Below are 24,752 nucleotides of genomic sequence, written 5' to 3' on the forward strand. Positions count from 1 at the left end.
CCGCGCTACTCCACGGTCACGAGCGTGACCGACCGGGCGGGAACGGTCAGGGTCAGGCGGTCGCCCCTGATCGCGATGGCCTTTACCGGCTGGGGCACGAAGGGATCGGGCTGGCCGAACTGTACGGGCCGGTCGATGCGGTCGGCGGTGATCGCGGATGCCTGGGCACGTCGGCCGGACAGGGCGCTTGCCACCATCTCCACGGGCGCGGGTTTGTCGGGGTCGAGGTTGACGATCGACAGATGCAGCTTGCCTGCCGCATCGCGCGAGGCCGAGGCGCTGATCGTCGGCAGGCGCATCGTACCCTGGACATAGTCCGGCGTATCGACATCGACCGGGATTTGCGTAGCGCCCTGATGCACCTTGTACAGGTCGAAGACGTGCCAGGTCGGCGTCACCACCATCTCCTTGCCCCGGGTCAGGATCAGCGACTGGATGACGTTCACCATCTGGGCGATATTGGCCATCCGCACCCGGTCGGCATGGTTGTTGAAGATGTTGAGGCTCAAACCCGCAATTACCGCGTCGCGCAGCGTACTCTCCAGATAGAGGGCGGAGGGCGCGTCCTTTTCGCTGTTGAACCAGGCGCCCCACTCGTCGACGACCAGAGCGACCTTCTTTTCGGGATCGTAGCGGTCCATGATCGCGGAGTGGCGACGGACCATCTCGTCGGTCAGTTGCGCCCGGCCCAGCGCCTTGGCCCAGTCGTCGCGGGTGAAGCCGACATTGCGGCCCTTGGCATACCAGTCATTGCCGGTGAAGGTATAGAAGTGAAGCGACAGCCCCCACAGGAGCGGGCGGGGATTGATATAGGCGAGCGGGGTGGGATTGGGCCGTGACTTCATCGTCCCGGCCATGACCTTTTCGGTCCACTCATAATCGTCGGTGTCCGCGCCCACCGCGATCAGCTTCGTCGGGCCGCCCCCAAAGGTGCGCAGGTTGGCGGCATATTGGCGATACTGGGCGACATAGGTTTCGGCCGTCATCTTGCCGCCACAGCCCCAGCTTTCGTTGCCGACGCCGACATAGGGCACCGCCCATGGCGCGGCGCGGCCATTGGCAGCGCGCTCCGCCCCGGCCGAGCTTTCGACGGGCGCGGTCATGTAGCGCAGCCACTCATCGGCCTCGCGCACGCTGCCCGATCCGACATTGACCGAGACGAAGGGCCTGGCCCCGATCTGGTCCAGGAAGTCCATGAACTCGTGCGTGCCAAAGGCGTTGGAATCCGGCGCGTTGCCCCAGGCCGCATTGATGCTGCGCGGCCGTTTGTCGCGCGGGCCGACGCCGTCCCGCCAGTGATAGCCGTCGGCGAAACACCCGCCGGGCCAGCGGATCACGGGCACCTTCGCCTGTCGCAGCGCCTGGGTGACGTCGTTGCGGATGCCGCGCGTATTGGGGATCGGCGAGTCCTCGCCGACCCAGATGCCCTCATAGACACCGCGTCCGAGATGTTCGACAAATTGGCCGTAAATTTCGGGCGCGATACGGGGACCGGGACGGTCGGCGTGGAGCAACAAAGTGGTGCGCGGCGCGGTCGTTTGACCGCCCGCTGCGGCTGCTGGCACCATTGCTACGGACAGCGTCAGTACGAAGCTGCCGACCCAAGCGATATGATGCGAAAAGGCAGATCTACCCATCCCCAAGCCTCCCCCGATATTTTATATTGTAAGAGTAATGTTGGCCCTTTTGATATGCAACCTGTCATTCCCCTCGGACCGATAGCGGTTGACGGTGCTGGCAGGCCCGCCGGTTTCGCGACATAGCCGGTGCCATGTCCTTCCCCCGACTCTCGCCGTCCTGGATACGCCACCGGGTCCGATCCAGCGAAGCGAGCCTCGTCCTGCTCGCCATCGCGATCGGTGCGGCGGCGGGATTGCTGAGCGTCGTGCAGGGGGCCATCGCGCGAGGGTTGCAGCGGTTGCTGTTCACGCTGGAGGCGGATCAGCGTCTGAGCGCCAGCACGACCGTCCCGGCCTGGGGACTGCTGGCCCTGCCGCTGGGGGGATTGGTGCTGGTCCTGTTCTCGCGGATCACGGGCGCGCGCAAGCGCCGGCTGGTCGACGCGGTGGAGGCCAATGCGCTGCACGGCGGGCGCATGTCTTGGTCGGACAGTCTGGTCATCTCCGGTCAGACGATCCTCTCCAACGGCTTCGGCGCCTCGGTCGGTCTGGAGGCGGCCTATGCGCAGCTGGGGGCGGGACTGGCCTCGATCACCGGCGGCTGGTTGCGGCTGCGGCGCGGCGATCTGCGCGTGCTGGTCGGGGCGGGGACGGGGGCTGCGATCGCGGGGGCGTTCGGCGCGCCGCTGGCCGGGGCTTTCTATGCTTTCGAGATCGTGATCGGCGCCTATACGCCCGCCGCTATCGCGCCGGTCGCCGCCGCCGCGCTGACCGGCGTGCTGGTCGCGCAGATGCTGGGTGCGCAGCCCTATCTGGTCAACGCCGTCGCGGGCGAGGCAGTGCTGACCCACCACTATCTCATCTATGCCGGGCTGGGCGCAGTGGCGGCGGCGCTGGGGATCGTGCTGATGCGCGCGGTCGCGGAGATGGAGACGCTGACCCGTCGTCTGCCGATCCCGGCGGCGTGGCGGCCGGTCCTGGGGGGCGTCCTTCTGATGCCGCTCGCCTGGCTGACGCCGCAGGTGCTGTCGGCAGGGCACGGGGCGCTGCATCTCGACCTGGAATATGGCCTGCCGCTCAGCTTCCTCGCCGCCATCTTCGTCATGAAGAGCGCGGCGTCGATCGTGTCGCTGGGTTTCGGTTTTCGCGGCGGCCTGTTCTTCGCCTCGCTGTTCCTCGGCAGCCTGCTCGGCCATATCTATGCCGATCTGATCGGCCTGATGGTCGGCGCGCCGGTCGTCGATCCGCAAAATGCCGCGCTGGTCGGCATGGCGGCCTTTGCGGTGGCGGTGGTCGGCGGGCCGATGACCATGGCAATGTTGGTGCTGGAGGCCACGCACGACTTCTCGCTGGCGGGGGCGGCGATCGCGGCCTCGCTGGTCACGACGACCATCGTGCGCGAGACGTTCGGCTATTCCTTCTCGACCTGGCGGCTTCACCTGCGCGGCGAGACGATCAAGAGCGCACGCGATGTCGGCTGGATGCGCACCCTGACCGCTGGCCGCATGATGCGCCGGGTCGAGCGCGCGACGCCCTCGGCATGGACCATCGCCGAATTTCGCCGTGTCTTTCCCTTGGGATCGACCAGTCGCGTCGTGCTGGTCGACGAACAGGACCATTATGCCGGGATCGTCCAGACCGCGCGCGCCTATATCGACGGGCTGGACCCGGCCGAGCCGATCGCGACGCTCGCCATCCAGCGCGACCATGCGCTGGCGCCCGAGGCGGATGTGAGGGCGGTCATGCGTGCCCTCGACGCAGCGGGCGCCGACGAAATGGCGGTCGTCGGTCCGGACCGTACGGTGCTGGGCCTGCTGTCCGAACCCTATGTCCGCCGCCGCTATGCCGAGGAGATGGACAAGGCGCAGCGGGCGTTGTTCGGCGAGGATTGAGAGGCCGCCCATTCCTCTCCCTTGCAGGGAAGGAATGAGTCGGACTCAGCGCGTTTCGTCGATATAGCGGGTCACATTCTCCGCCAGCACGTTCAGCGGCACGTTGCCGCCATCGACCACTGCCTGGTCGAAATCGCGCAGGTCATAGCGTGTCACGAGCGCCTTTTGCGCGCGGGTGCGCTGCGACACGATCTCGGCCCGCCCGACCTCGTAGCCGCAGGCCTGACCCGGCCAGGAGCAATAGCGGTCCACCTCGCTTTCGGCATTGCTGCGCGGCAGGCCGGTGGCGGCGATGAACTCGGCCAGGGCCTTGTCGCGCGACCAGCCGATCGCATGGATGCCGGTGTCGACGATCAGCCGCACCGCGCGCCAGGCGAGGCCCATCAGATAGCCTAGCCGCCCGGCGGGATCGTCGCGGTACATGCCCAGCTCGTCGGCCAGCTGTTCGGAATAGAGCGCCCAGCCCTCCGAATAGGCGTTGAACGCCAGGATCGAGCGGATCAGCGGCAGCTTCTGCGCATATTCGCCCTGCCAGACATGGCCCGGTATCCCCTCATGATAGACGAGATCGGGGATGGTGACGCGGTTGTGGATCGATGGATCGCCCAGATTGACCCAGACCTTGCCCGGCACGCTGCCGTCGATGGTGCCGGGGCCGCCATAGGCCGCAGGGGCGCCGGGCTCCTGCGCCACCGGCATCCGCCGGATTTCCAGATTCCCACGTGCCAGCCGCCGGAACGCATCGGGCAGGCGCGGCCGGATCGCGTCGATCCGGCCCTGCATATAGGCGACGATCTGCCGCCGACCTTCGTCGCCATCGGGAAAGCCGATGCCGGGGCGCTTCTGATAGGCGATGGCCCGCTCGGCGACGCTGCCCTGGGTCAGTCCTTCGCTGCGCAGGATCGTGTCCATCTGCGCCTGGAGATCGGCGAGCCGGGCCTTGCCCATGGCGTGCAGATCGGCCGCGCTGCGCCGTGTGGTGGTCCCGGCCCGAAGGCCCCAGGCATACCATTCCGGCCCGTGCGGGCGGACATTCATGCCGGGTGCCGCGATCGCCACGCCGCGCTGCGCCTGCAACTCGGCCAACTGCCGCTCCAGTGCGGGCACGATGGCCGAGCGCACAATCTGAGCGGCACGGTTCGTCCAGTCGCCGGGGATCGCGGTCGTCTTGCGCGCGAGTGGGCCGATCAGCGGGCCGTCGGCCTTCGCCGCCTCGGCAATAGTGCCGGTCATGCCCTTGATCGTCTTGTCGAGCAGGAAGGACGGCGGCACCAGCCCCTGTTCGCGTGCCTGCCGGATCCGCACCGTCTCCCCATCCAGCTGCGCGGGCATCGCGGCGAGGCGCGCGAGATAGGCCTCCGCATCGGCCTTGTCGCGAACCGGCTGGTCACCGTCCAGCATCTGCGGCACGTCCAGCCAAGCACCGACATTCTGAATGACGGCATAAGGCGTGTTGCGCCAGTCCCCGATCGTCGCGACGCCATAGGGTAACGCCATGCCGTCCAGCGCGGTCCGGAACGCGCTTTCGACCACCGCAAGACTGGTCAACGTCGCGGGATCGAGCCCGGTGCGCGGCACCCGCGCCACCTGTTTCAGGCCATCGGTCAGGAAACGCTGCCGCGCCGCGATACCGGCGGGCGAGCGATCCTCCAGCCTGCGTCGCAGATCGGCATGGGTGCCGGTATCCACGCCCAAAGTGGTCGCCCGCTCGGGCACGAGTTCGAGCAGCTGCCACGCCAGCCGATCGAGCAGGACTCCCACATCGCTGGTCGGGCTGGCCGCCCGGACGGAGGCGGCGGCGGAGAGGGCGGTCATACCCGCCAGGGTTTCACGACGGGAGAAAAAGCTGGTCATGCCGCCAGGATGACCGGCGCAGGGGCACAGGTCAAACGCGGATGCGGCCGCCTTGCGGTTGTAACATAATGTTCATGCCCATGTCGCTTTCCTGTCTTGCCGCCGCCCTACCGCCTGTCGTGACGATAAAAGGGGCGGGCGATTTATGAAGATTTTTGCGCGACTTGTGGGGGCTTCGGCCTTGGGGCTGTTGCTGGCGGGAACGGCTTTCGCGCGAGGGCCTGCCGCGCCGCAGGGGCTGAAGCTCGACCGGGTCGTACTGCTGATGCGGCATGGTGTCCGCCCGCCGACCAAGTCGCCGCCCATGCCCGAAGGCACCACGAACCAGGCATGGCCAAGCTGGCCGGTCGCGCCGGGTTATCTGACCCCGCACGGGCGCGGCGGCGTCGAGCGGCTGGGTGGTTATGACCGGAGCGCCTGGACGGCGGCGGGCCTGCTGCCGCGATCGGGTTGCGCCGCAATCCGGATCGTTGCCGACAGCGACGAACGGACGATCCGCACGGCCGAGGCCTATGCCGAGGCGCTGGCGCCCGGCTGCCCCGTCGCGATCGATCACAAGCCGCAAGACGTGGCCGACCCGATCTTCTCACCGATCGACGAGCGGGCGGTGGCGTTCGATGCGGCGAAGGCGCGGGCCGCCGTGCTGGCCGGGGCAGGGGGCGAGGCCGGGCTCGTGGCGCTCGACAAGCGGCTGGCACCCGAACTGGCGCGGCTCGACGCGATCCTCTGCGCGCCTGCCTCGCCGACATGTGGCGTGCGGCAGGCTCCGACCGGCTTGGCTCCGGCCAAGCGCGACAAGCGACCCAAGCTGACCGGGGCGGTCGACCGCGCTTCGACGGCGGCGCAGATCCTGCTGCTCGAATATGCCGAGGGCAAGCCGATGGCCGATGTCGGCTGGGGCCGTGCCACGTCCGCCGATATCGAGCGGCTGGGCGTCTTCCATGCCGAGGAATTCCGGCTGCTCGCCCGCCCGCGCTATGTCGCCAAGGCAAATATGGCGGGGATCGCGCCGTTGATCGTCCAGGGGCTGACGGCGGGCAAGGGGCCGGTGGTCACGATGATCTCGGGCCACGACACCAATATCGCCAGCCTGGGCGGGCTGCTAGACCTGCATTGGAAGGTGCCGGGGCTGGCGGCGGACGATCCCGCGCCGGGCGGGGCGATCGTGCTGGAGCGGCTGGTCGATGCGCGGGGGCAGGCTTATGTCCGCGCGCTCTATCGGTCGCAGACTGTCGAGCAAATCCGCAAGCTGGCCGATCCGGCGGTGGAGGCCCCTTACGTCGCGGTGCTGCCGATCGCAGGCTGCAAGGCGCGGGGCGTGGTGGGGCTCTGCACGATGCAGGCGTTTCAGGCGCAGCTTACCCGCTAAACCATTCCTCCCCAAGCTCGCTTGGGGAGGAATGGGGAGGCCTTACCAGGTCAGGTTCAACCGTCCGTAAAGCTGCCGCCCGTTGAAGCCGAAGGGCGAGTAATAGGGGAATGCCGTCACACCATTGTTGTTGAGCGCGGCGGGCGTCGTGCGGGGATAGACGTCGAACAGGTTCGACGCCCCCAGCGCCAGCGACACATTGTCGTTGAAGCGATACCGCCCCTCCAGATCAACGATGGTGCGCGGGCCGGTATAGAGGTCGTTGGCGACCACCGATCCGGGTTGCAGCACATCGCCATAATGCACCGCGCGCAGCGTCGCGCCGACCGCCTGACGGGTCCAGTCGACCGAGCCGACGATCTTGGTGCGCGGCGTGCCCTGTTCGATGGTCAGGATACGGTTGCGGCCGAACAGGCTGGGCGCGGGGTTCAGTGCGGCCGTCGAGGTCGGCACCCGGTCGACGGACAGGTCGTTGATGTTCGCCGCCGCGCTCAGGTTGAAATTGCCTAGCGTCTCGTTGCGCCAATTATAGGCGGCGACGATGTCCAGGCCCTTGGTGGTGGTCTGGACGCCGTTGATGAAGAAGCGCGCCGCCTGCACGCCGAACGGCGACAGAAGGCCAGCAACCTGCGCGCTGGCCGAGGACTGGATATTCTCCGACAGCACGATCTGGTTGCGGATGCGGATGCGATAGCCGTCGACCGTCAGGCTGAACCCGCCGAAGCGCACGACCGTGCCCAGCGAATAGTTGCGCGACTTCTCCGGCTCCAGCGGCAGTGCGCCCAGCGTCCGGGCGAGGGTGCTGTCGACCGGATAGAGGCCGGTTTCCAGGATGGTGCCGTTCGTCACCAGCGTCTGGGTCGAGGTATAATATTGCTGTTGCAGCGACGGCGCGCGGAAGCCGGTGGACAGCGTGCCACGGAAGGCCAGCCACGGTGCGACGTCATAGCGGGCCGAGAATTTAGCGGTCGCCGTCTCGCCGAAGTCCGAATAGCTCTCGCCACGGACGGCCGCACCCAGGGTCAGGCGATCCCACAGCTTGGCCTCGACATCCAGATACAGGCTGCCGTTGCTGCGATGCGCGTCGACCTGGTTTTCCGGGCGGAAGCCGACAAAACCCTGCGCACCCGACGCCAGATTGGCGGCCGCGCCGGGCGCACGGTTGTAGCTTTCGGGCTGGCCTGCCTCGATCTTGAAGCCCTCGCGGCGATATTCGGCACCCGCTGCGACGTTGAAGACCGCCGCGCCGAGCGAATATTCGCGCGACAGGTCGAGCCCGGTGACGAGCTGGTCATAGGTCAGGCGACCATCGTCGAAGTCGCGTAGCGTGGCGTTGCCATAGGTCGAATTGGCCGAGTTCAGCGTCGCGAAGTCGATCGTGTTGCGGCCATAGCTGACGGTAAGGTCGGCATTCCAGTCGCCGATCGTACCGCGCACGCCACCGGTCGCGTTATAATCGCGCGACGTCGTGCCGATCAGCGGCAGGAAACCGTCCGGATACAGGCCTCGAACCGCCTCGACATTGACAGCGTTCGCCCCCGCGACCCGCGGGAAGGCTGCGCTTTCGCTGTCGCGCTGCTGGAAACCGCCATTGGCGTAAGCCGTCCAGCCGCTGTCGCCGAGCGGCAGCGCGGCGTTGAGGTAGACGGTGCCCTGTTCGATCTGCGGATCGCCGAAGCGGGCGCGGATACGCTGCGGCGCGGGGCCACGCGGGTCGATATCAGCGCGGTTGGTCGGCTGGCGCGCGACATATTCGCCCGACAGCGTCAGGAAGCCGTCGCTGCCTAGGCCGAAGCCCTTCCAGCCGCTGATCGTCACGGACTCGCCGTCGCGTACCGATCGCGAGGTGCGCGCGGCGTCATATTGGGTGGCGAAGGTGCCGAAGGTCACGTTCGCGCCGCCGCCCGAACGGGCCTCGCGCAGCCGCAGATTGACCACACCCGCAATCGCGTCCGAGCCATATTGCGCCGAGGCGCCGTCGCGCAGCACCTCCACTCGGTCGAGCGCGACCGTCGGGATGGTGTTGAGGTCGACCGCGGCCGCACCGCGTCCGATCGAACCGTTGATGTTGAGCAGCGCCGAGGTATGCGCCCGCGTGCCGTTGATCAGCACCAGCGTCTGGTCGGGCGACAGGCCGCGCAACGTGGCCGGGCGGATCGCATCCGTGCCGTCCACCGCCGCCTGACGCGGAAAGTCGATCGAGGGCGCGACGCTCGACAGCGCCTGGGCCAGTTCCGTCGTTCCTTGCGCGCGCAGGGCGTTGCCGCTCAGCACGTCGACCGGAGACACGGAGTCGAGGCGGCTGCGCCCCTGCGCGCGGGTGCCGGTCACGACGATATCGTTCTGCGCCGGGGCGGCGGCAGGTTCGGCCTCGGTCTGGGCGGTCGGCTCGGTCGTGCTCTGGGCCAGAGCGGGTGCCGCCAGCAGCGGGCTCAGCAACATGGTGCCGCCAAGCAGCATGGATCGCGCGGTGCGCATCGGGTCATTCCCCCTATTCTTATCAACGAGATGAGCTTTGTTGCTCCTATCTCTACAGCGTTGCTGGGAATTGGGGCGCAAGGCTTGCTTGGGGGGCGATAAGGTTGGCTTGGCGGTGACGGATGGGAGGAAGGCGAAACGTCCATGATAGTCGACAACTCTCTCCCCTCTCCCCTCACAGAGGGGAGAGGGTTGCGCAGACTTGGTCTTTGCGAAAGCAAAGGCTTAGTCGGAGCTGGGTGAGGGGTGGACGCGCGGAGCGCGCGCGAGCCGAAGGCTCGCTCAACCCCTCACCCAAGCTGCGCTAGCCAGCACGCTGGCAAGCTCCGCTAACCCTCTCCCCTATCCAGGGGAGAGGGAAAGAAGAGTGGATTGTGAATGTCGATCCACCTGCAACTTACCAGACGTGGACGCGCTGTTCGGGCGTCAGGTACAGTTTCTGGCCGGGCTGCACCTTGAACGGGCCGTACCAGGCGTCGAGGTTGCGTACGGTCAGCACCCGCCACGGCGCAGGCGCGTGGACATCGGTCGCGATCCGCGCCCGCAGCGCCTTTTCGCGCATCTTGGTGCGCCAGCTCTGCGCAAAGGCCAGGAAGAAGCGCTGGTCGCCGGTCAGGCCGTCGATCACCGGCGCGGGCTTGCCGCCCAGCGAGGCCTTGTACGCCTCATAGGAGGCGGTCAGCCCTGCGACGTCGGCGATATTCTCGCCCAGTTCCTGCTCGCCGTTCAGGTGAAGGCCGGGCAGCGCCTCATAGGCGCTATATTGCGCGACCAGCGCCTGACCGGCGCCCTCGAACCGCTTCAGGTCGGCGGGCGTCCACCAATTGTGCAGACGCCCGGTGGAGTCGAAATCGGACCCCAGATTGTCGAAGCTGTGGCTGATCTCATGCCCGATTACCGATCCGATCGCGCCGTAATTGGCCGCCGCGTCGAACTTCGGATCGAAATAGGGGCTCTCCAGGATCGCGGCCGGGAAGTTCAGCGCATTCTGGAGCGGCAGGTTGACCGCGTTCACCGTCTGCGGCGTCATCCACCACTCGCCGCGATCAACCGGCTTGCCCAGCTTGGCCAGATGATAGCGATAGAGCGACAGCCTGGCGCGCTGGGCATTGCCGACCGGATCGTCGGCGCGAACGTCGAACTTGGGGTAATTCCACCAATGGTCGGGATAGCCGACGCCGACCTTCAGCACCGCGAGTTTGGCGCGCGCTTCCTTCTTGGTTGCGGGCGCCATCCAGTCGAGCGCGGCGATGCGGCGGTCGAAGGCGGCGACGATGTTCTTCACCATCGTCTGGATTTCGGTCTTGGAAGACGCCGGAAAATAGCGCGCGGCATAGATTTTACCGACCGCTTCGCCCAGCGCGCCGTTGACCGCCGAAATGCCCCGCTTCTCGCGCGGCTGCTGCGCGGGCGTGCCGTTCAGCGTGCGGCCGTAAAAGCCGAACGAGGCATCGTCGATCGCCTTGGGCAGCGAACCCGTAACCTGGTTGATCGTGTGGAAGGCCAGCCAGTCCTGCCAGCTTTGCAGCGGCTCGCTGGCGACCAAGGCCGACAGCTTGGTGATCGCATCCGGCTGCCACGCGATGAAGTCGCGCTGACCGGCGGGCACGCCCGATGCGGTCCAGAAGGCGTTCCAGTCGATGCCGGGAGCCTTGGTGTCGAAATCGGCGCGGGTCCAGGGATTGTTGCCCTTATGCGCGTCCTGGCTGGCGATGATGTCGGTCTGTGCGGCGGCGATCTTCATCTCCAGCGCAAAGACGCGGTCGGCGCGGGTCTGCGGATCGGACAGCCCGGCCAGCGTCATCAACTGAGTCAGATAGGCGCGGTACGCGGTGCGGATTTCCGCCATCTCCGGCTTGTCCGACAGATAATAGTCACGGTCGGGCAGGCCCAGCCCGCCCTGCATCAGATAGGGCACGTTGCGGGTCGGCTGGTTCAAATCCTGGCTGACGAACAGGCCGAACAGGTCGTTGGTGCTGGCGTAATTGTTGTTGTTGAACGGATCGGTGTCCGAGCGCATGGCCGCGCCGATCGCGCGCGACAGGTCGCGCTTGTCCCTGATCGCGGCGATGGCGGCCAGATCGCCCTGGATCGGTGTCAGCCCGCGCGCCTCGATCCCGGCGGTATCGGTATAGGCGGCATAATAATCGGCGATGCGCTGTTCGTCGCTACCGGGCGCGCCCTTGGCCGATGCCGCGCCCTTGATGATCGCGGCAGTGCGCCCCTCGGCCCGCAGCGAGACGTCCAGCCCGACCCCGATCGAGGATCTATCCGCCGGAATCTGTGCGGTCTTGATCCATGTCCCGTTGGCATAGTCGTTGAAATTGTCGCCGGGTTTCACGCTGTCGTCGATCAGCGCCGTGTCGACGCCGGGCAACAGGCCCGTCTGGGCAATGGCGGCGGAGGAGGCGAGGAGGGCGACCGCAAAGGCAAAGCGCTTCATGATGATCCTGAAATCGGGAGTTCAAGCCCGATGGAGCACCCTTCGCAGCCTTTAAGTCAAGGATCATAACATGAACTTCACGTCATGATCGCCGCTTACGGAAAGCCCTTGCCGCCATGCGCGCCGACGGCGGTGCCGGTGGAGAAGGTCGCCTCGCCGCTCGCCAGCGCGACATAAAGCGAGGCCAGCTCGGCGGGTTGTCCCGCGCGGCCGAGCGAGGTGTCCTGGCCGAACTCGTGCATCTTGCCCGGCAACTGCCCGCCCGCGACCTGAAGCGGGGTCCAGATCGGGCCGGGCGATACGGCGTTGACCCGAATACCCTTCTTAGCCAGCTGCTTGGCCATGCCCCGCGTCAGGTTCTGGATCGCCGCCTTGGTCGAGGCATAGTCGATCAGGTCCTCGCCCGGATCATAGCTGTTCTGCGAGATGGTGTTGATGATGACCGACCCCGGCGGCATCGACGGGATCGCCGCCTTGGAAAAGCGGAAGACGTGATAGACGTTGGTCTCATAGGTGCGGACGAACTGCTCGTCGCTGATCTCCATGATGTCCGCCTTGGACTGTTGATAGGCGGCATTGTTGACCAGCAGGTCGAGGCCGCCGAGCTGCGCGATCGCCTTGCGCACCACCTCCTCGCAGGCCTTTTGCGTGCGGATATCGGCGGGCAGCAGCACCGCCTTGCGCCCCGCCTGACGGATCAGATCGGCAACCTCGCGCGCGTCCGGCTCCTCGCTGGGGTGATAGTTGATCGCGACATCGGCTCCCTCGCGGGCAAAGGCGATGGCGGCGGCGCGGCCGATGCCGCTGTCCCCGCCGGTCAGCAACGCCTTGCGTCCCGTCAGCTTGCTCGATCCGCGATAGCTGGTCTCGCCATGATCGGGGCGGGGCGTCATCTTGCTGGCGAGCGCGGGCCAGGGCTGACGTTGCTCGGGGAAGGGCGTGCGGGTATAGGCCGAGCGCGGATCGCGCAGGCTGGGCACGCTATCGGCACCCGCCTGCGCCGCCGCCGCGCCCGGTGCCGCCGTGGCCGCCAGCCCCAGCGCCGCCCCACCCAGGACGCCGCGCCGCGAGGTTTCGAAATCGCTCATGTCGATGTCCTTCACAAAGACAGGGGAGGTGTCAGGCGGCGATTTCGCCCTCGTCTTCGCCATCCCAGTAACGGATACGCTCGGCATGGACCCGGATCATGACCACGCCTGGCGTGTCGATGCCTTCGGGGAAATAATGGTCCAGATCCTTGGTCCAATGCGCCTCGAACTGGGCACGATCCTGGATCAGCGCGGCGCGCCCCTCGATCGCGACGAATAGCGGCGGCCCGCCCAGCATCCCGACCGCTCCGGTATAGCTGAGCGTCACCAGCGGCTGAGCCTGGATCTCGGCCACCTTGCGCGACTGGGCATAGGCGAAGAAATAGCTGTCGCCGTCATAATCGACATCGCCATTGTTGCTCATCGGCCGCGCCGTCATCGCCCCGGACGCGCTTTGCGTCGCCAGCATCGCGAAATCGAGCTTAGCCATCTTCTTCGCCAGTTCAGGCAGCGTCATCGTCGCCATGCGATCATTCTCCCGGCAAGGTCGCAGGCATTGGCGGAAAGCCAAATCCCTGAAATTGCGCGGAGTTCGTAACGGGCGAAAGCCGATAGGGTTCATCGGGTCTGAAAGCGCATCAGCGCGAGCGCCGGATGGCGGAAGAGGTGTCTTCCATAGCCTATTCCAGCAAGTTCCAAGGAATCCCATAACACCCTGTTTCTTTTGACTATTTAAACAATAGGTTCCAGTACGTTCCAGTAAATGCGGGGCTATTCGCTTTTTTAATGTGGTACGTTATGTGGGGTGCATGTCAGGAACGAAACCAACTGGTCGCCATCAGGATAATCGCCTAACCGCCGCCGCCGTCAGGGCAGCAAAGGAGCCAGGTCTCTATAATGATGGGCAAGGTCTCTACCTCAAAGTCGATGCCTCTGGGGCGAAGCGCTGGGTTCAACGCATCGTCATTCATGGCAAGCGTCGAGATTTGGGCCTGGGGTCTGTTGCCCTCGTGGGTCTGAAAGAAGCCCGAGAGAAAGCCCTAGAGCAGCGAAAGCTTGCCAGGGCAGGTGAAGACCCTCTTGCCGTCAAAAGGCGCTCACAGACCATTCCTACGTTCGAAAAAGCCGTATCAATAGTGCATGGTCATCGTGAGACAACTTGGCGCAATGAAAAGCATCAAAAGCAGTGGCTGGCGACGTTAGAGAAGTATGCAATTCCTATCATAGGAAATAAGCGGATTGATAATATCGATAGTGGGGACATTTTGAATGTCCTTGATCCTATCTGGCTTTCTACGCCGGAAACCGCCAGTCGGGTTAAACAGCGTATTGGTATTGTGCTAAAGTGGGCGATTGCCCATGGCTATCGAACCGATGATCCTTCGGTTGCTGTGCAACAGGCTTTGGCTAAGCATGATCGATCTAAGGTCAAACATATGCGGGCCTTACCGTATCGTGAGGTTTATTCTGCAATTCAGAAAATATCTGAAAGTTGCGCTTTTGACGCGACTAAACTCGCATTTGAGTTCCTTGTTCATACCGCTTGCCGGTCTGGGGAGGTCAGGGGCGCACTGTGGTCGGAGATAAACCTTGATGACCGGGTATGGGTCGTCCCTGCCGAACGTATGAAGATGAAGCGGGATCATCGTGTTCCGCTGACTCCACAGTCGCTTGCCATATTGGAGCGAGCCAAGGCCTTGAAGCAGGATGATTGCGACCTTGCGTTCCCCAGCCTTCGCGGGAAGGTCTTATCGGATATGACGCTATCGAAGCTTGTCAGGGAGCAGGGGATTGATGCGGTGCCCCATGGGTTCCGTAGCAGCTTTAGAGACTGGGCCGGAGAGATGACGAATCACCCCCATCAAGTGGTGGAGTTTGCCCTAGCCCATACGATCCGAAACAAGGTGGAAGCGGCCTATCATCGGTCCGATCTGCTGGATAAGCGAAAAATTTTGATGGCGGATTGGTCGAACTACATTTCGAGAACGCCCTCAAAAAATGCTGATGTTTCAGGCGATTGAATGGGCCGATTTTCTTTTCGGCATCAGAAGTAATTTTGTTTAGAGCATCTAAAATTCTAAGCAAAATCAGCATATTGACGCTGTTCGAAAAATGAGATTTCGAGTGTTCATCAGGTTTTTGGAGAGCCAAAATGAACACTCAAATTCTTCGCCGTCCTGCTGTGGAAAAGATGGTCGGTTTAAGCCGTAGCTCCATCTATGCCGCGATGGATCGAAACCTATTTCCTCGTCCGATCCAGCTAGGTCCACGTGCAGTTGGTTGGCGTATGTCCGACCTGCAAAGCTGGATCGAAAGCCGGGAGATGGCGATTCCGTCGAATAAGGGCTGGTAATATGAAGGATTATATCGTGTTTAATAATGTTAACGTTTTGGTTGAAATTCATGTTATAGCGTTAACTTTCATATAACATTCGTAAACTTTTATATTTATTCTATTTCATATTTATCTTTCTTATTTGGGCATGATTAAAGACAAGTACGGCTTTCTAGGGCCGACTTGTAAAACGTCCAAAAATGTCCGTAAAGTTGAAAACCGAGAGCAGATATCGCGTTTGAAGGGGCTCGCCGTTGAGCGCAAATAATCAAATGTGTAGCGATTCTGTTAGGAAGCTGTCCTGTCCGGTTTTCATTATATAAATTGGTGCACCACCATCAATTTCTTGAAAATCATGTATGGGCAAATACCAGCGAGATTTTTCCCAACAATCTAGAAATATCTCTCTGAATTCTTCTATATTAACATGACTGGGCCGCTTTAGGCAACAATGTATGTGCCAGCGACCGTCCTTGCCCCGCTCGAGGGTGCTAATATTTTTGATGAGATGGCCTTTGCGCCGTGATTTACGCTTTCCGTGAATCTTTCCGCCGACCTTCTTCAGGGTTTGAGCCATCACCCTGTCATACCGCTCATGATTGCCTACAAAATGAGGCCCCAAGCCAGCAGGCAGGGATTGCTTTACGCTAAGCGTAATAAAGGTGTCGGGCTCCACCCTATCAACCATCTCTTTCATGGTTGCATATTTGATTAAAGTTCTACTCATTATCTTCCTATTCGCAAATCTCCTTCATATTGCCAGGGGACGCTAGTATAGTACGCATCCCGGCATTGCAAGTGTAATCGTAACGTGCGCAAACAAATGCGGCGCGCTAACCCCGCCTATGCCCGCTGTCCATTGAGATTCAATTGTATATGAGCGTTTCTAATTAAGTAGTGTGAGGTGAATTTAGCACTACAGCAAAAATTGGGAACTAGTTAGAAAGCTATTTGCTTTATATCTAAGGGTTCACCTGTTTCCATCTTGCTCAATCCGATTGATTGAGGCATCCTTCTGGCGCGCTCTCCCAAATCGGGAGCGTGGGGCGTAGGAACCCCTCTGTCACGTAGCCTGGTCGAGTTTCGTCGGCCGGGTGCCGTCGTGCTGTCCAAGGACTCGTCCCAAAAACGACGGGCCTTGTGCTACGTGCAGGGTTCCTAACACCCGGCTTTTCGCCGGGTAAGCCCCTTATGAAAGGGGGCATTATGGACGATCTTACTACCTGTCCCGACTGCGCAGAGACGATCAAGCGCGTCGCAAAAGTCTGTCGCTATTGTGGACTTCGCCTTGATGGCACCGCTGCAAGCACAGCAGAAAATCACAAGTCGCATTCCGAAGGTCGTATGCCTCGGTGGGTGTTCCCATTAAGCGCCGGTACGATTGGCGCTGTTTGCTTGGCTTTGTATATCTTTATTCAGGCAGACCTAGAGGAGCGAACACAATTCCACAATGACCCTGCTTTAGAGCTGGCGGGAAAGGAATATATAACAAAGGATTTTCTTGATCCATCATCAGCCCAATTCAAAGATTTGTTTGCCTATGGGCATTGCGTAACGGGTAAAGTAAACGGCAAAAACGCCATGGGCGCATATACCGGCTTCAAAGAATTTTATTACGATAGCTCTACTAAAAAAGGCAGGGCAACTGATGGTTATGGAAACCATCTTCCTATCGAGGCGGACCTATCAACGGCCTTTGATGACTACAATGCCTTCATTGCGGAGCGAGATTCTTGCAAGAAGGCATGAGGCGTTGAGAAGTCTTGATGGTCGGAATGGCATAGCGCATTTGTTTGAAGGTAAATCGCGAAACCGTCATTCTTGTTTATGATCTATACCGTGATACCAACCGCCTCCACGTTGCTTCGTCTGGATACGGCGGTTGGTCATCATCGGGGCGATCACGGGTTATCCGCCAGCGTATCGCCCCCCTGTTGCCTGGTTTAGGACAGCTAGAGCATCGAAAGCGCTTGGTGGCATCCGTTAGGGCATCGTCCCAATGCTGCTTTTCAAAGAGCCACCACAGGGCAACGGCATCGAACCGCTTAACCCGGTTACACCGCAGACAGGTAACCTCAATTGTTCGCCGATGAAGGGCGCAATGCTCTAGGTTCCGAAGCTTGCGGTTCAGGTGGTCATATTCGTCATCGTTCAGCACACCAGCTTACAAGACGGCGGTTAGCTGCAATTGTACCCCAGCATCAGACAGTACCGCCCTTGCTTTCTGTGCCGCCCCTACCGCTTGTCGATAGTGGATTGTGCCGTACCGCTCGGCATCCTCGAACGGCAGCGGACTCCACTCGTCCGAAGGGTAGCATTCATTATAAATTGCCTCCGCCGCTGCCCTTAGCTGCGTATCATGCTGCATGACCGATGCTCCTTTGCTCCAAACAAACTAGAACAAAGAGGGAACGATTCGCAAGGCACGTTGATCCAGGCGGCGATGGGAGTAGCCTCCCCAGGCCGACTCAACCGGCTAGGAGAATGCCATGGTCCGCAACCTGATGTTCGCCGCTGCTGCCTTTACGATGGTAGCAACGCCCGCGCTCGCCGCCCCGTGTAGGGATGCCAAGGGCAAATTCATCAAGTGCCCGGACAAAGCACCCGCGAAGGTCACGCGATGCAAAGACGCTAAGGGTAAGTTCGCAGAGTGCGGCACGCCCGGCGCAAAGGCCGCTTAACAATGTTCTGGACGATCACCGCCGCCATCACCAATGCCATGTACTATGGAACGATGGTGGCGCTGATCGTCTATGAAGGAAGCAGGTTATTTGATAGGGCCAAACGACGGATAGCGAAAAGCCCTTAACGCCTATACCGTCCGCTTCTCTACCCGTTGGATAGCGGCACGGGAAACGCCGTATTTAGCCGCTAAAACGCCCAAGGAGACGCCTTCCTTTCGTGCGGCAAGGATTTCCTCCTGCTGGGACGCATTGAGGCTCTGCGGCCTTCCTAGAGCCTTTCCTTGCGCCTTGGCTCTTTTAAGGCCCGCCTGGGTTCGCTCAATTAGTAGATCGCGTTCAAACTCTGCAACGGCGGCGATGACCTGCATGGTCATACGACCCGCCGGGGAGGTCAAGTCCACACCTCCAAGTGCAAGGCAGTGAACCCGTATTCCTTCGTCTGCCAACCGATCCACGGTGGCGCGAAGGTCCATAGCGTTTCGACCTAGGCGGTCGAGCTTGGTCACGAGGAGCACGTCGCCAGTTTCCATGCGGTCGAGCAGCTTTGCAAAGCCCTTGCGCTCCATAGCGGGAACAGAGCCTGACACGGTTTCGACCACGATGCGACGCGGCTCCACCTTGAAACCTGCCGCTTCCACCTCGCTGACCTGATTATCGGTGGATTGGTCGGAAGTGGAAACGCGGCAATAGAGGAACGTACGGACCAAGGGATCGACTCCTGTATCGAATACCTGGCTCGTATATGACCACTGTATCGAAATGTCGAATCCCTATTTTATGTTACCGTCGGGCAGCGTGTATCGAAACCGATCGTTTTTGGTGCATGCGGTTCTTTCGGCTTGGGAGCTAGCGAACGCCGGTTCTTCGCCTATTATGTAGGGCGAAACGAGGGACCGTATGGCGATTGATATTCTAATTACTACCGACCGCCTATCGCGTGACCCGATAGGGCGAGAGTTATTGGCGCACGTCAGAGCGCAAGCGTCCGCACTCGACCTAGAAAATGCTGCGCTATATTATGATTTTCCCACTTATTCTGATTATGAGACGGTGGCTCACAAACCTGACGCCTTAATAATATCTCCTATTCATGGCGTAATAGCCCTTCGATTTTTAGACTTGCAGGCTGAAAGTCCGTCTCCATCGGCCATGTCCCGGTACGATGAGTCTCTTATTCAGTTTTGTAGTATACTAATTGGCCGGATGGTGAAGAGTAAACTCTTGCGTCGGGGAATGGGGCAGGCGAAAGTACCAGTAACGCCGGTTATATTCTCGCCAAGTACTACTCCGGGGTTCTTCGTTCCTGATACTGATAGCCAAGTTATCACATCGCTCCAGGGAATCGACAATTTGATTGTTGGACTTGCTGATGCGCCATTATCTTCTGACGCATTTTCGGAGCTTCGCTCTGTAGTTGAGGGGGCAAAGGCACTTACTCGCCCTAAGCCTCGAACCGTTGATGATCCGGCGTCCCAGCCCCTGGCGGACGCAGTGGCGAAGCTGGAGTCGGAAATAGCTAATTTTGACCAGCGTCAACGCAGGGTGGCGCTTATAAGCGTGAATGGACCCCAGCGCATTCGGGGCCTTGCAGGTTCAGGTAAGACAGTAATCTTAGCAATGAAGGCGGCTCACCTTCATCTGACACGGCCTAATGATCGTATATTGATTACATTCTACACGCGCAGTCTACGTGCTACAATCAAGAACCTCGTAACGCGTTTTTACCGGCATTATCGGGACGAGGACCCCAATTGGGATCAAATTGATATTCGGCACGGGTGGGGTGGTTCACGATCTAGTGGAGCTTACGCAGATGCGTGCCGCCGCCAATCTATTCATCCAATGAACTTTGGGGAGGCTCAAAGCGCAGCCGCATTGGAGTACGTCCAGAAAAAGAAAATTGGAAGAATCGATCCATTTGATTTTGCTTGTAGAAATCTGATTAGTTCGGTTGCCGTGCAGCCGTATTATGATCATGTGCTGATCGATGAAGGGCAGGATTTTCCTGCTGGATTTTATGAGTTGTGCTTTTTCCTGGCAAAGGGGGAGCGTGACAAGAAAAATATTATATGGGCTTACGACGAGCTTCAAAACATACTGGATGTAACAATAAGGTCTCCCGAATTTCTGTTCGGTCAAGACTATGACGGACAGGCTAGGATATCTTTAGAAAGATCATCGTCCAGCCTTCCGTCTGGGGGGACAAATGATCACGTTCTTAGCAAGTGTTATAGAAATCAGCGGGAAGTACTGTTGAGCGCGCATGCTCTGGGCTTTGGCATTTACAGTGATTCGATAGTTCAGTTATTGGAAAGTCGAGAACATTGGGAAGATGTCGGCTACGAAGTTATTACAGATGGTCCTTTCACAATTGGTAAGCCGATTAGAATACTTAGGCCTTCCGATAATAGTCCGGTGAGTATCGCTGCTACAAGCGGTGTAGAGACTATCGACACGCACGTAGCTGACACTGCTGAAAATGAAATAATCTGGGCGGCGGCGGAGGTTCGAAAATTCTTAAATGGTGGACTGCGACCCGAGGATATCCTTGTAATATGTCTAGATGACAGATCGTCTCGAAGTGCTTTTAAAAGCCTGTCAGAGAAGTTAGCTCTTGATGGTATACATTCAAACAATATCATAGCCGATCCATACAATGAGCCAGCATTTACACTTGATGGACATGTAACATTGTCAACGGTCTATCGCGCAAAGGGTAACGAAGCTATTGTAGTTATAGCAATGGGTGTCAACGCGGTTAGTCTTAAGCTTCGATCTGGTCGCAATAAGCTTTTTACGGCCTTTACAAGGACAAAGGCCTGGTTGCGGGTTTCAGGCGTCGGTAGTGCGGCAATGCCAGTGATGCATGAGCTCCAAACTGCCATAGGACATTACCCTAATCTCGATTTCATAATGCCAGACTTGGCAGCGGTAGAAACCATACAAAGGGATTTGAGTTTAAGAAGTATAAAAGCAAAGGCTATCAGAGAGGAATATCTAAAGCGCTTGCAAGCCGAGGGGATAGGGCAAAACGAAGCCAGTGAATTGCTTGCCTTCGGGGGCGGGTATGACGAGGAATGATGTTCAGCATGGCATTCATCAAAGCTGGCAGTTTTTAGAGAAGATCGATTTATCAGAAACGCTTAGCAAGGTGGACCCTTTGCAGGTTGATGAAGAGATTAGGAGGTTATCATCTTCGCCAGCTAAGTACGACGAGATATACATGAAGTGTTTGGAGAAATCATTCTTTAACATATCTCTTAATGATTTTTCTTTTTTCCAGTTCGGCTGGTCTTCTGAAAATGAAGTGAGGTATGCGTACTATCCTAATCCATTTCTTGCAGCAGAAGACCGCTATGCACAAATGCGGTCATACAGGGAAATGGTCCAAGCGGATATGATGCCATACGAGGATTATTTATCTTTATTGCGTGGCAAGGAAAGTCCTGAACTTCGTGTGCCGCTCATTAGGTATGAGAATTCGCCAGAGCAGCGAAAAGGGCTTTCTCACCCGTGCTCTCATCTGCACATTGGTCATCACGGTGATAATCGGTGGCCTTTGTCGCGCATTCTGACTCCGCTCGCGTTTACCATGTGGGTGACAAAGCAGTATCATGGTGAGCGTTGGAGGTCCCTTGCAGACGAAAGCCATGCTTTCGGGAACCCCTTAGAGGCTGACCTAATTGCGGCGCGGACCGACTGTCGAGTTATTGGCTCCGACCTATTCGACAGTGCTGAACGTCGCAGTTTTTCGTTTGGGTAGACAGCGTTGAGAAAGCGCAGGCGTCGCAACGGGTGGCCATTCTCGTAACGGGGACGTGTGCTTCCCCAATATGTTGGGTGAGGTGTTGGTCGGAAAAAGCACACCATCCACAAACCATTGTTTTATAACAATAATTCTGCTTTTATGGCGGAAGAGGTGGGATTCGAACCCACGGATGGCTTGCACCATCGCCGGTTTTCAAGACCGGTGCCTTAAACCGCTCGGCCACTCTTCCGGGATCGCGGTGGGAGGGGCCTGTACGCCAAGCCGCCGGTTGAATCCACTGTCGATTTGAGGGCGGGCGGCGCGGCTGGGCGTGCCGGTCTTGCGGTGGTGCGAGGTTCCGGCTTCGGCCCGGCTATGGCACATAGGCTTGCATGTGGGGGGACATTACCCGGCGCCTGAAGCGCCTCGCCATCGTGTCGATCTTTGCGGCCTCGGTCAGCGCGGCACCCGCCTGCGCGCAGGACGAGGCCGGGTTCCAGACCTATCTGCAACAGGTGCGCGGCACCGCGACGGCGCAAGGCGTCAGCCGGGCGACGCTGGACTCGGTGCTGCCGACGCTGACGCTAAATTCGCGCGTGATCGAGCTGGACCGGCGCCAGCCCGGCGGCCCGGCCAATAGCGGGTTCAGCCCCTTTGCTCCCTATAAGGCCGCGCATGTCGATGCCGCGCGTATCGGGCGGGGGCGGACCAAATATCTGGCGCAGCGCCCGCGCCTGTCGCGGATCGAGCGCGAGACGGGCGTGCCGGAATCGATCATGGTCGCGATCTGGGGGCATGAGACGAATTACGGGGCCTATACCGGCAATTTCGACCTGCTGCGTTCGCTGGCGAGCCTGGCCTATGAGGGACGGCGGCGGCCGCTGTTCGAGGGCGAGTTCATCGCCGCGCTGAAGATGATGGACCGGGGCGTGACCCGCGATCAGCTGAAGGGCAGTTGGGCCGGTGCGACCGGCAATCCGCAGTTCCTGCCCTCCATCTATCTGCGCCTGGCCCGCGACGGCGATGGCGACGGGCGCGCGGACATCTGGAACAGCGAGGCGGATACGCTGGCCTCGATCGGCAATTATTTCGTCAATGCCGGATGGCGCGCGGGCCAGCCCTGGGGCTTTGCGGTGACGGTGCCCGCCGGGTTCGACCGATCGATGGTGCGCAATCGGCTGGTCAGCCCGCGCTGCCCGCGCGTGTTCGAGCGACATAGCGGCTGGCGGACCATCGCCGAGTGGCGCGCGCTGGGCATCGTGCCGCAGGGCGCGGCATGGCCGAACGACCAGGTGCTGGCGACGCTGATGGAGCCGGACGGGCAGGGGGCGACCGCCTATTTGCTGACCGGCAATTACCGGGTCATTCTGGATTACAATTGCTCGAACTTCTACGCGCTCTCCGTGGGGTTGCTGGCCGATGCGATTGCGGGCTGAGGCGATTGCGCTGCTGGCGCTGGCATTCGCCGCGCCGGTTGCTGCTGCCCCCGCTGATGATGCCGCGCCGGTGCGTTACGGCAAGTATGACGCTACCGGCCAGGCGAGCTGGTACGGGCATGAGTTGGCCGGGCGGCGCACCGCGACGGGCAAGCGCTTCGATCCCGACGATGTGATGATCGCGCACCGCACCCTGCCGCTCGAGTCGATGGTCGAGGTGACGGACGTCGATACCGGCCGGGCGATCGTCGCGCGGGTCGGGGACCGGGGACCGGGGCGTGCCGACCGGGTGGCCGACCTGTCGCTGGGCGCGGCCAAGCTGCTGGGCACCAACCGGCGTGCCGTCGCGCATATCCGGGTGCGGGCGCTGTCGCCGGGCAGCGACAGGCCGGGCCTGATCCTGGCGGGGGCGAGTGCCGTTCCGCCGGTCGCCCGCCCGATCGCGCTCGATCCCCAGGCCCGCTACCGTGTGCAGATCGCGAGCTTTTCCAGCCAGGCGCGCGCCCAGGCGCTGGCCCAGCGGTTCGCCGCACGGGCGAACGCCGCCGGTCGCGTCTGGCGGGTCGAACGCGCCGAAATGAATGCCGATTCCGCCAAAGCGCTGCGTGACGCGGCGGCAGAGGCCGGTTATGACGACGCCCGCATCCTGCATCAGGATTGACCTCCCGGCTCCCTTTGGTCACGGAACACCCATGAAGACCCTGTACGCAACGTTCGCCGCCCCGCTCGCTCTCGTCGCACTGGCCTACCCCTCGATCGCGGCCGCGCCGCAGTTCGACACGCCCGCGCCGGTCGCCTTCATGAAGGACCTGTCCTCGGGCGCGATCCTGTTCCAGCGGGATGCCGATCGCCGGATGCCGCCCGCCTCGATGGCGAAGATGATGACGGTCTATGTCGCCTTCGACCTGGTCAAGAAGGGCCAGCTGAAGCTGAACGACATGGTCACGGTGCAGCCGGAGACGTGGAAGAAGTGGCACGGGCCGCAGGCGGGTTCGACCATGTTCCTGTCGCCGAACGAGCAGGTCAGCGTCGCCAATCTTCTCTATGGCATCGTCACCCTGTCGGGCAACGACGCGTGCGTCGTGCTGGCCGAGCATATCGCGGGTACGGAGCAGAATTTCGTCGAGCGGATGAACCGCACCGCCAAGCAGATCGGCCTGAACAACAGCCATTTCGGCACGTCGAACGGCTGGCCCGACGGCGGCGTGACCTATGTCACCGCGCGGGACCTGGGCGATCTGGCCGATCACACGATCCAGGACTTCCCGCAGCTCTACAAGCAATTCTATTCGAAGCGGGACTTCACCTGGGGCAAGACGATGGGCGGCAACGCCATCACCCAGGCGAACCGTGACCCGCTGCTGGGCCGCGTCGCCGGTGCCGATGGCCTGAAGACCGGCCATACCGAAGAGGCGGGTTACGGCTTCACCGGCTCGGCCGAGCAGAATGGTCGCCGTCTGGTGATGGTGATGGCCGGGCTGAACAGCTCGAACGCGCGCGCCGAGGAATCGGTGAAGTTCATGAACTGGGGCTTCCGCGCATGGCAGGCCAAGCCGGTCGTGGCCAAGGGCAAGAAGGTGGCGGATGCCGAGGTCCAGATGGGATCGTCGAGCAGCGTCGGCCTAGTCGCCCCGCGCCAGCTGACCGTGACGCTGCCCGCAGGTCTCGACCCCGCGATCAGCGCCAAGGTCGTCTATCAGGGCCCGATCAAGGCGCCGATCAAGGCGGGCCAGCATATCGCCGATCTGGTCGTCAGCTCGCCCGACATGCCCGCGCAGCGCCTGCCGCTGGTCGCGGACAAGGATGTCGACGAAGCGGGCTTTTTCGGTCGCGCCTGGTCCGGGCTGACCTCGCTCTTCGGTTGAT

Annotated in this window: 20 protein-coding genes and 1 tRNA gene; 12 read left to right on the plus strand and 9 right to left on the minus strand. The window is 61.2% G+C overall.

Translation table 11 applies throughout. The features are described from left to right. Positions 1-5: 5 nt before the first annotated feature. Positions 6-1,637: an alpha-N-arabinofuranosidase gene (locus tag ACWKSV_RS02505; protein ID WP_083706618.1), complete on the minus strand. Its 1,632-nt coding sequence runs from the start codon at positions 1,635-1,637 to the stop codon at positions 6-8. Positions 1,638-1,771: 134 nt separating this feature from the next. Between ACWKSV_RS02505 and ACWKSV_RS02510 the strand changes: the two genes are divergently transcribed. Further along, a complete protein-coding gene (locus ACWKSV_RS02510; protein WP_191864676.1) occupies positions 1,772-3,511 on the plus strand; it encodes a chloride channel protein in 1,740 nt (579 codons plus the stop codon). Between the two features lie 45 nt (positions 3,512-3,556). Here ACWKSV_RS02510 and ACWKSV_RS02515 read toward each other — a convergent pair whose 3' ends face one another. Further along, entirely contained in the window at positions 3,557-5,365 is a 1,809-nt protein-coding gene (locus tag ACWKSV_RS02515) for a DUF885 domain-containing protein (RefSeq protein WP_083706619.1), read from the minus strand. A gap of 145 nt (positions 5,366-5,510) precedes the next feature. Between ACWKSV_RS02515 and ACWKSV_RS02520 the strand changes: the two genes are divergently transcribed. Next, a complete protein-coding gene (locus ACWKSV_RS02520; protein ID WP_076715725.1) occupies positions 5,511-6,734 on the plus strand; it encodes a histidine-type phosphatase in 1,224 nt (407 codons plus the stop codon). A gap of 42 nt (positions 6,735-6,776) precedes the next feature. Here ACWKSV_RS02520 and ACWKSV_RS02525 read toward each other — a convergent pair whose 3' ends face one another. The 4 genes from ACWKSV_RS02525 to ACWKSV_RS02540 form a co-directional block, all read right to left on the minus strand. After that, positions 6,777-9,212: a TonB-dependent receptor plug domain-containing protein gene (locus ACWKSV_RS02525; RefSeq protein ID WP_083706620.1), complete on the minus strand. Its 2,436-nt coding sequence runs from the start codon at positions 9,210-9,212 to the stop codon at positions 6,777-6,779. Positions 9,213-9,609: 397 nt separating this feature from the next. Beyond that, positions 9,610-11,655: a M13 family metallopeptidase gene (locus ACWKSV_RS02530; RefSeq protein WP_156884238.1), complete on the minus strand. Its 2,046-nt coding sequence runs from the start codon at positions 11,653-11,655 to the stop codon at positions 9,610-9,612. 95 nt (positions 11,656-11,750) lie between these two features. After that, entirely contained in the window at positions 11,751-12,743 is a 993-nt protein-coding gene (locus ACWKSV_RS02535) for an SDR family oxidoreductase (RefSeq protein WP_076718067.1), read from the minus strand. 31 nt (positions 12,744-12,774) lie between these two features. Next, positions 12,775-13,209: a pyridoxamine 5'-phosphate oxidase family protein gene (locus ACWKSV_RS02540; protein ID WP_076715729.1), complete on the minus strand. Its 435-nt coding sequence runs from the start codon at positions 13,207-13,209 to the stop codon at positions 12,775-12,777. A gap of 283 nt (positions 13,210-13,492) precedes the next feature. Here ACWKSV_RS02540 and ACWKSV_RS02545 point away from each other — a divergent pair, with 283 nt between their 5' ends. Together ACWKSV_RS02545 and ACWKSV_RS02550 are read left to right on the plus strand one after the other, a co-directional pair. After that, entirely contained in the window at positions 13,493-14,704 is a 1,212-nt protein-coding gene (locus ACWKSV_RS02545) for a tyrosine-type recombinase/integrase (protein WP_191864675.1), read from the plus strand. A 131-nt stretch (positions 14,705-14,835) separates the two neighbouring features. Beyond that, the gene (locus ACWKSV_RS02550; RefSeq protein ID WP_082678219.1) at positions 14,836-15,036 is read left to right on the plus strand and encodes a helix-turn-helix transcriptional regulator; all 201 of its coding nucleotides are present in this window, start codon (positions 14,836-14,838) and stop codon (positions 15,034-15,036) included. A gap of 250 nt (positions 15,037-15,286) precedes the next feature. Here the strand turns inward: ACWKSV_RS02550 and ACWKSV_RS02555 are convergent, their stop codons facing one another. Further along, on the minus strand, positions 15,287-15,745 hold the full coding sequence (locus tag ACWKSV_RS02555; protein ID WP_483666877.1) for a hypothetical protein: 459 nt from the start codon (positions 15,743-15,745) through the stop codon (positions 15,287-15,289). A gap of 479 nt (positions 15,746-16,224) precedes the next feature. On the opposite strand from ACWKSV_RS02555, the gene ACWKSV_RS02560 reads away from it, so the two are divergent. The 3 genes from ACWKSV_RS02560 to ACWKSV_RS02570 all read left to right on the plus strand — a co-directional run bounded on the left by ACWKSV_RS02560 (position 16,225) and on the right by ACWKSV_RS02570 (position 17,827). Next, complete coding sequence (locus tag ACWKSV_RS02560; protein ID WP_191864673.1) at positions 16,225-16,767, plus strand: hypothetical protein; 543 nt, start codon at positions 16,225-16,227, stop codon at positions 16,765-16,767. A 740-nt stretch (positions 16,768-17,507) separates the two neighbouring features. Beyond that, positions 17,508-17,699 (plus strand): hypothetical protein, encoded by a 192-nt coding sequence (locus tag ACWKSV_RS02565; protein ID WP_191864672.1) that lies wholly within the window; start codon positions 17,508-17,510, stop codon positions 17,697-17,699. 2 nt (positions 17,700-17,701) lie between these two features. Beyond that, the gene (locus ACWKSV_RS02570; RefSeq protein WP_483666878.1) at positions 17,702-17,827 is read left to right on the plus strand and encodes a hypothetical protein; all 126 of its coding nucleotides are present in this window, start codon (positions 17,702-17,704) and stop codon (positions 17,825-17,827) included. A 3-nt stretch (positions 17,828-17,830) separates the two neighbouring features. Here ACWKSV_RS02570 and ACWKSV_RS02575 read toward each other — a convergent pair whose 3' ends face one another. Further along, complete coding sequence (locus ACWKSV_RS02575; RefSeq protein ID WP_191864671.1) at positions 17,831-18,409, minus strand: recombinase family protein; 579 nt, start codon at positions 18,407-18,409, stop codon at positions 17,831-17,833. A 190-nt stretch (positions 18,410-18,599) separates the two neighbouring features. Between ACWKSV_RS02575 and ACWKSV_RS02580 the strand changes: the two genes are divergently transcribed. Both ACWKSV_RS02580 and ACWKSV_RS02585 read left to right on the plus strand, forming a co-directional pair. Further along, entirely contained in the window at positions 18,600-20,783 is a 2,184-nt protein-coding gene (locus ACWKSV_RS02580) for a DEAD/DEAH box helicase (protein WP_191864670.1), read from the plus strand. Then, on the plus strand, positions 20,770-21,465 hold the full coding sequence (locus tag ACWKSV_RS02585; protein WP_191864669.1) for a DUF2290 domain-containing protein: 696 nt from the start codon (positions 20,770-20,772) through the stop codon (positions 21,463-21,465). The genes ACWKSV_RS02580 and ACWKSV_RS02585 overlap by 14 nt, the downstream gene beginning before the upstream one ends. A 145-nt stretch (positions 21,466-21,610) precedes the next feature. Here ACWKSV_RS02585 and ACWKSV_RS02590 read toward each other — a convergent pair. After that, positions 21,611-21,700 (minus strand) — tRNA-Ser (locus ACWKSV_RS02590). Between the two features lie 142 nt (positions 21,701-21,842). Between ACWKSV_RS02590 and ACWKSV_RS02595 the strand changes: the two genes are divergently transcribed. From ACWKSV_RS02595 to ACWKSV_RS02605, 3 genes are read left to right on the plus strand one after another with little or no spacing between them, the layout of a single operon-like run. After that, positions 21,843-22,886, plus strand: coding sequence for a lytic murein transglycosylase (locus ACWKSV_RS02595; protein WP_076715731.1), 1,044 nt, complete (start codon positions 21,843-21,845; stop codon positions 22,884-22,886). Next, complete coding sequence (locus tag ACWKSV_RS02600; protein ID WP_083706622.1) at positions 22,870-23,547, plus strand: septal ring lytic transglycosylase RlpA family protein; 678 nt, start codon at positions 22,870-22,872, stop codon at positions 23,545-23,547. The genes ACWKSV_RS02595 and ACWKSV_RS02600 overlap by 17 nt, the downstream gene beginning before the upstream one ends. Positions 23,548-23,578: 31 nt before the next feature. After that, positions 23,579-24,751 carry a D-alanyl-D-alanine carboxypeptidase family protein gene (locus ACWKSV_RS02605; RefSeq protein ID WP_056432870.1) on the plus strand — a complete coding sequence of 391 codons (1,173 nt, stop codon included), beginning with the start codon at positions 23,579-23,581 and terminating at the stop codon, positions 24,749-24,751. Position 24,752 lies beyond the last annotated feature (1 nt).

This window comes from Sphingomonas sp. SphC10, assembly GCF_057004845.1.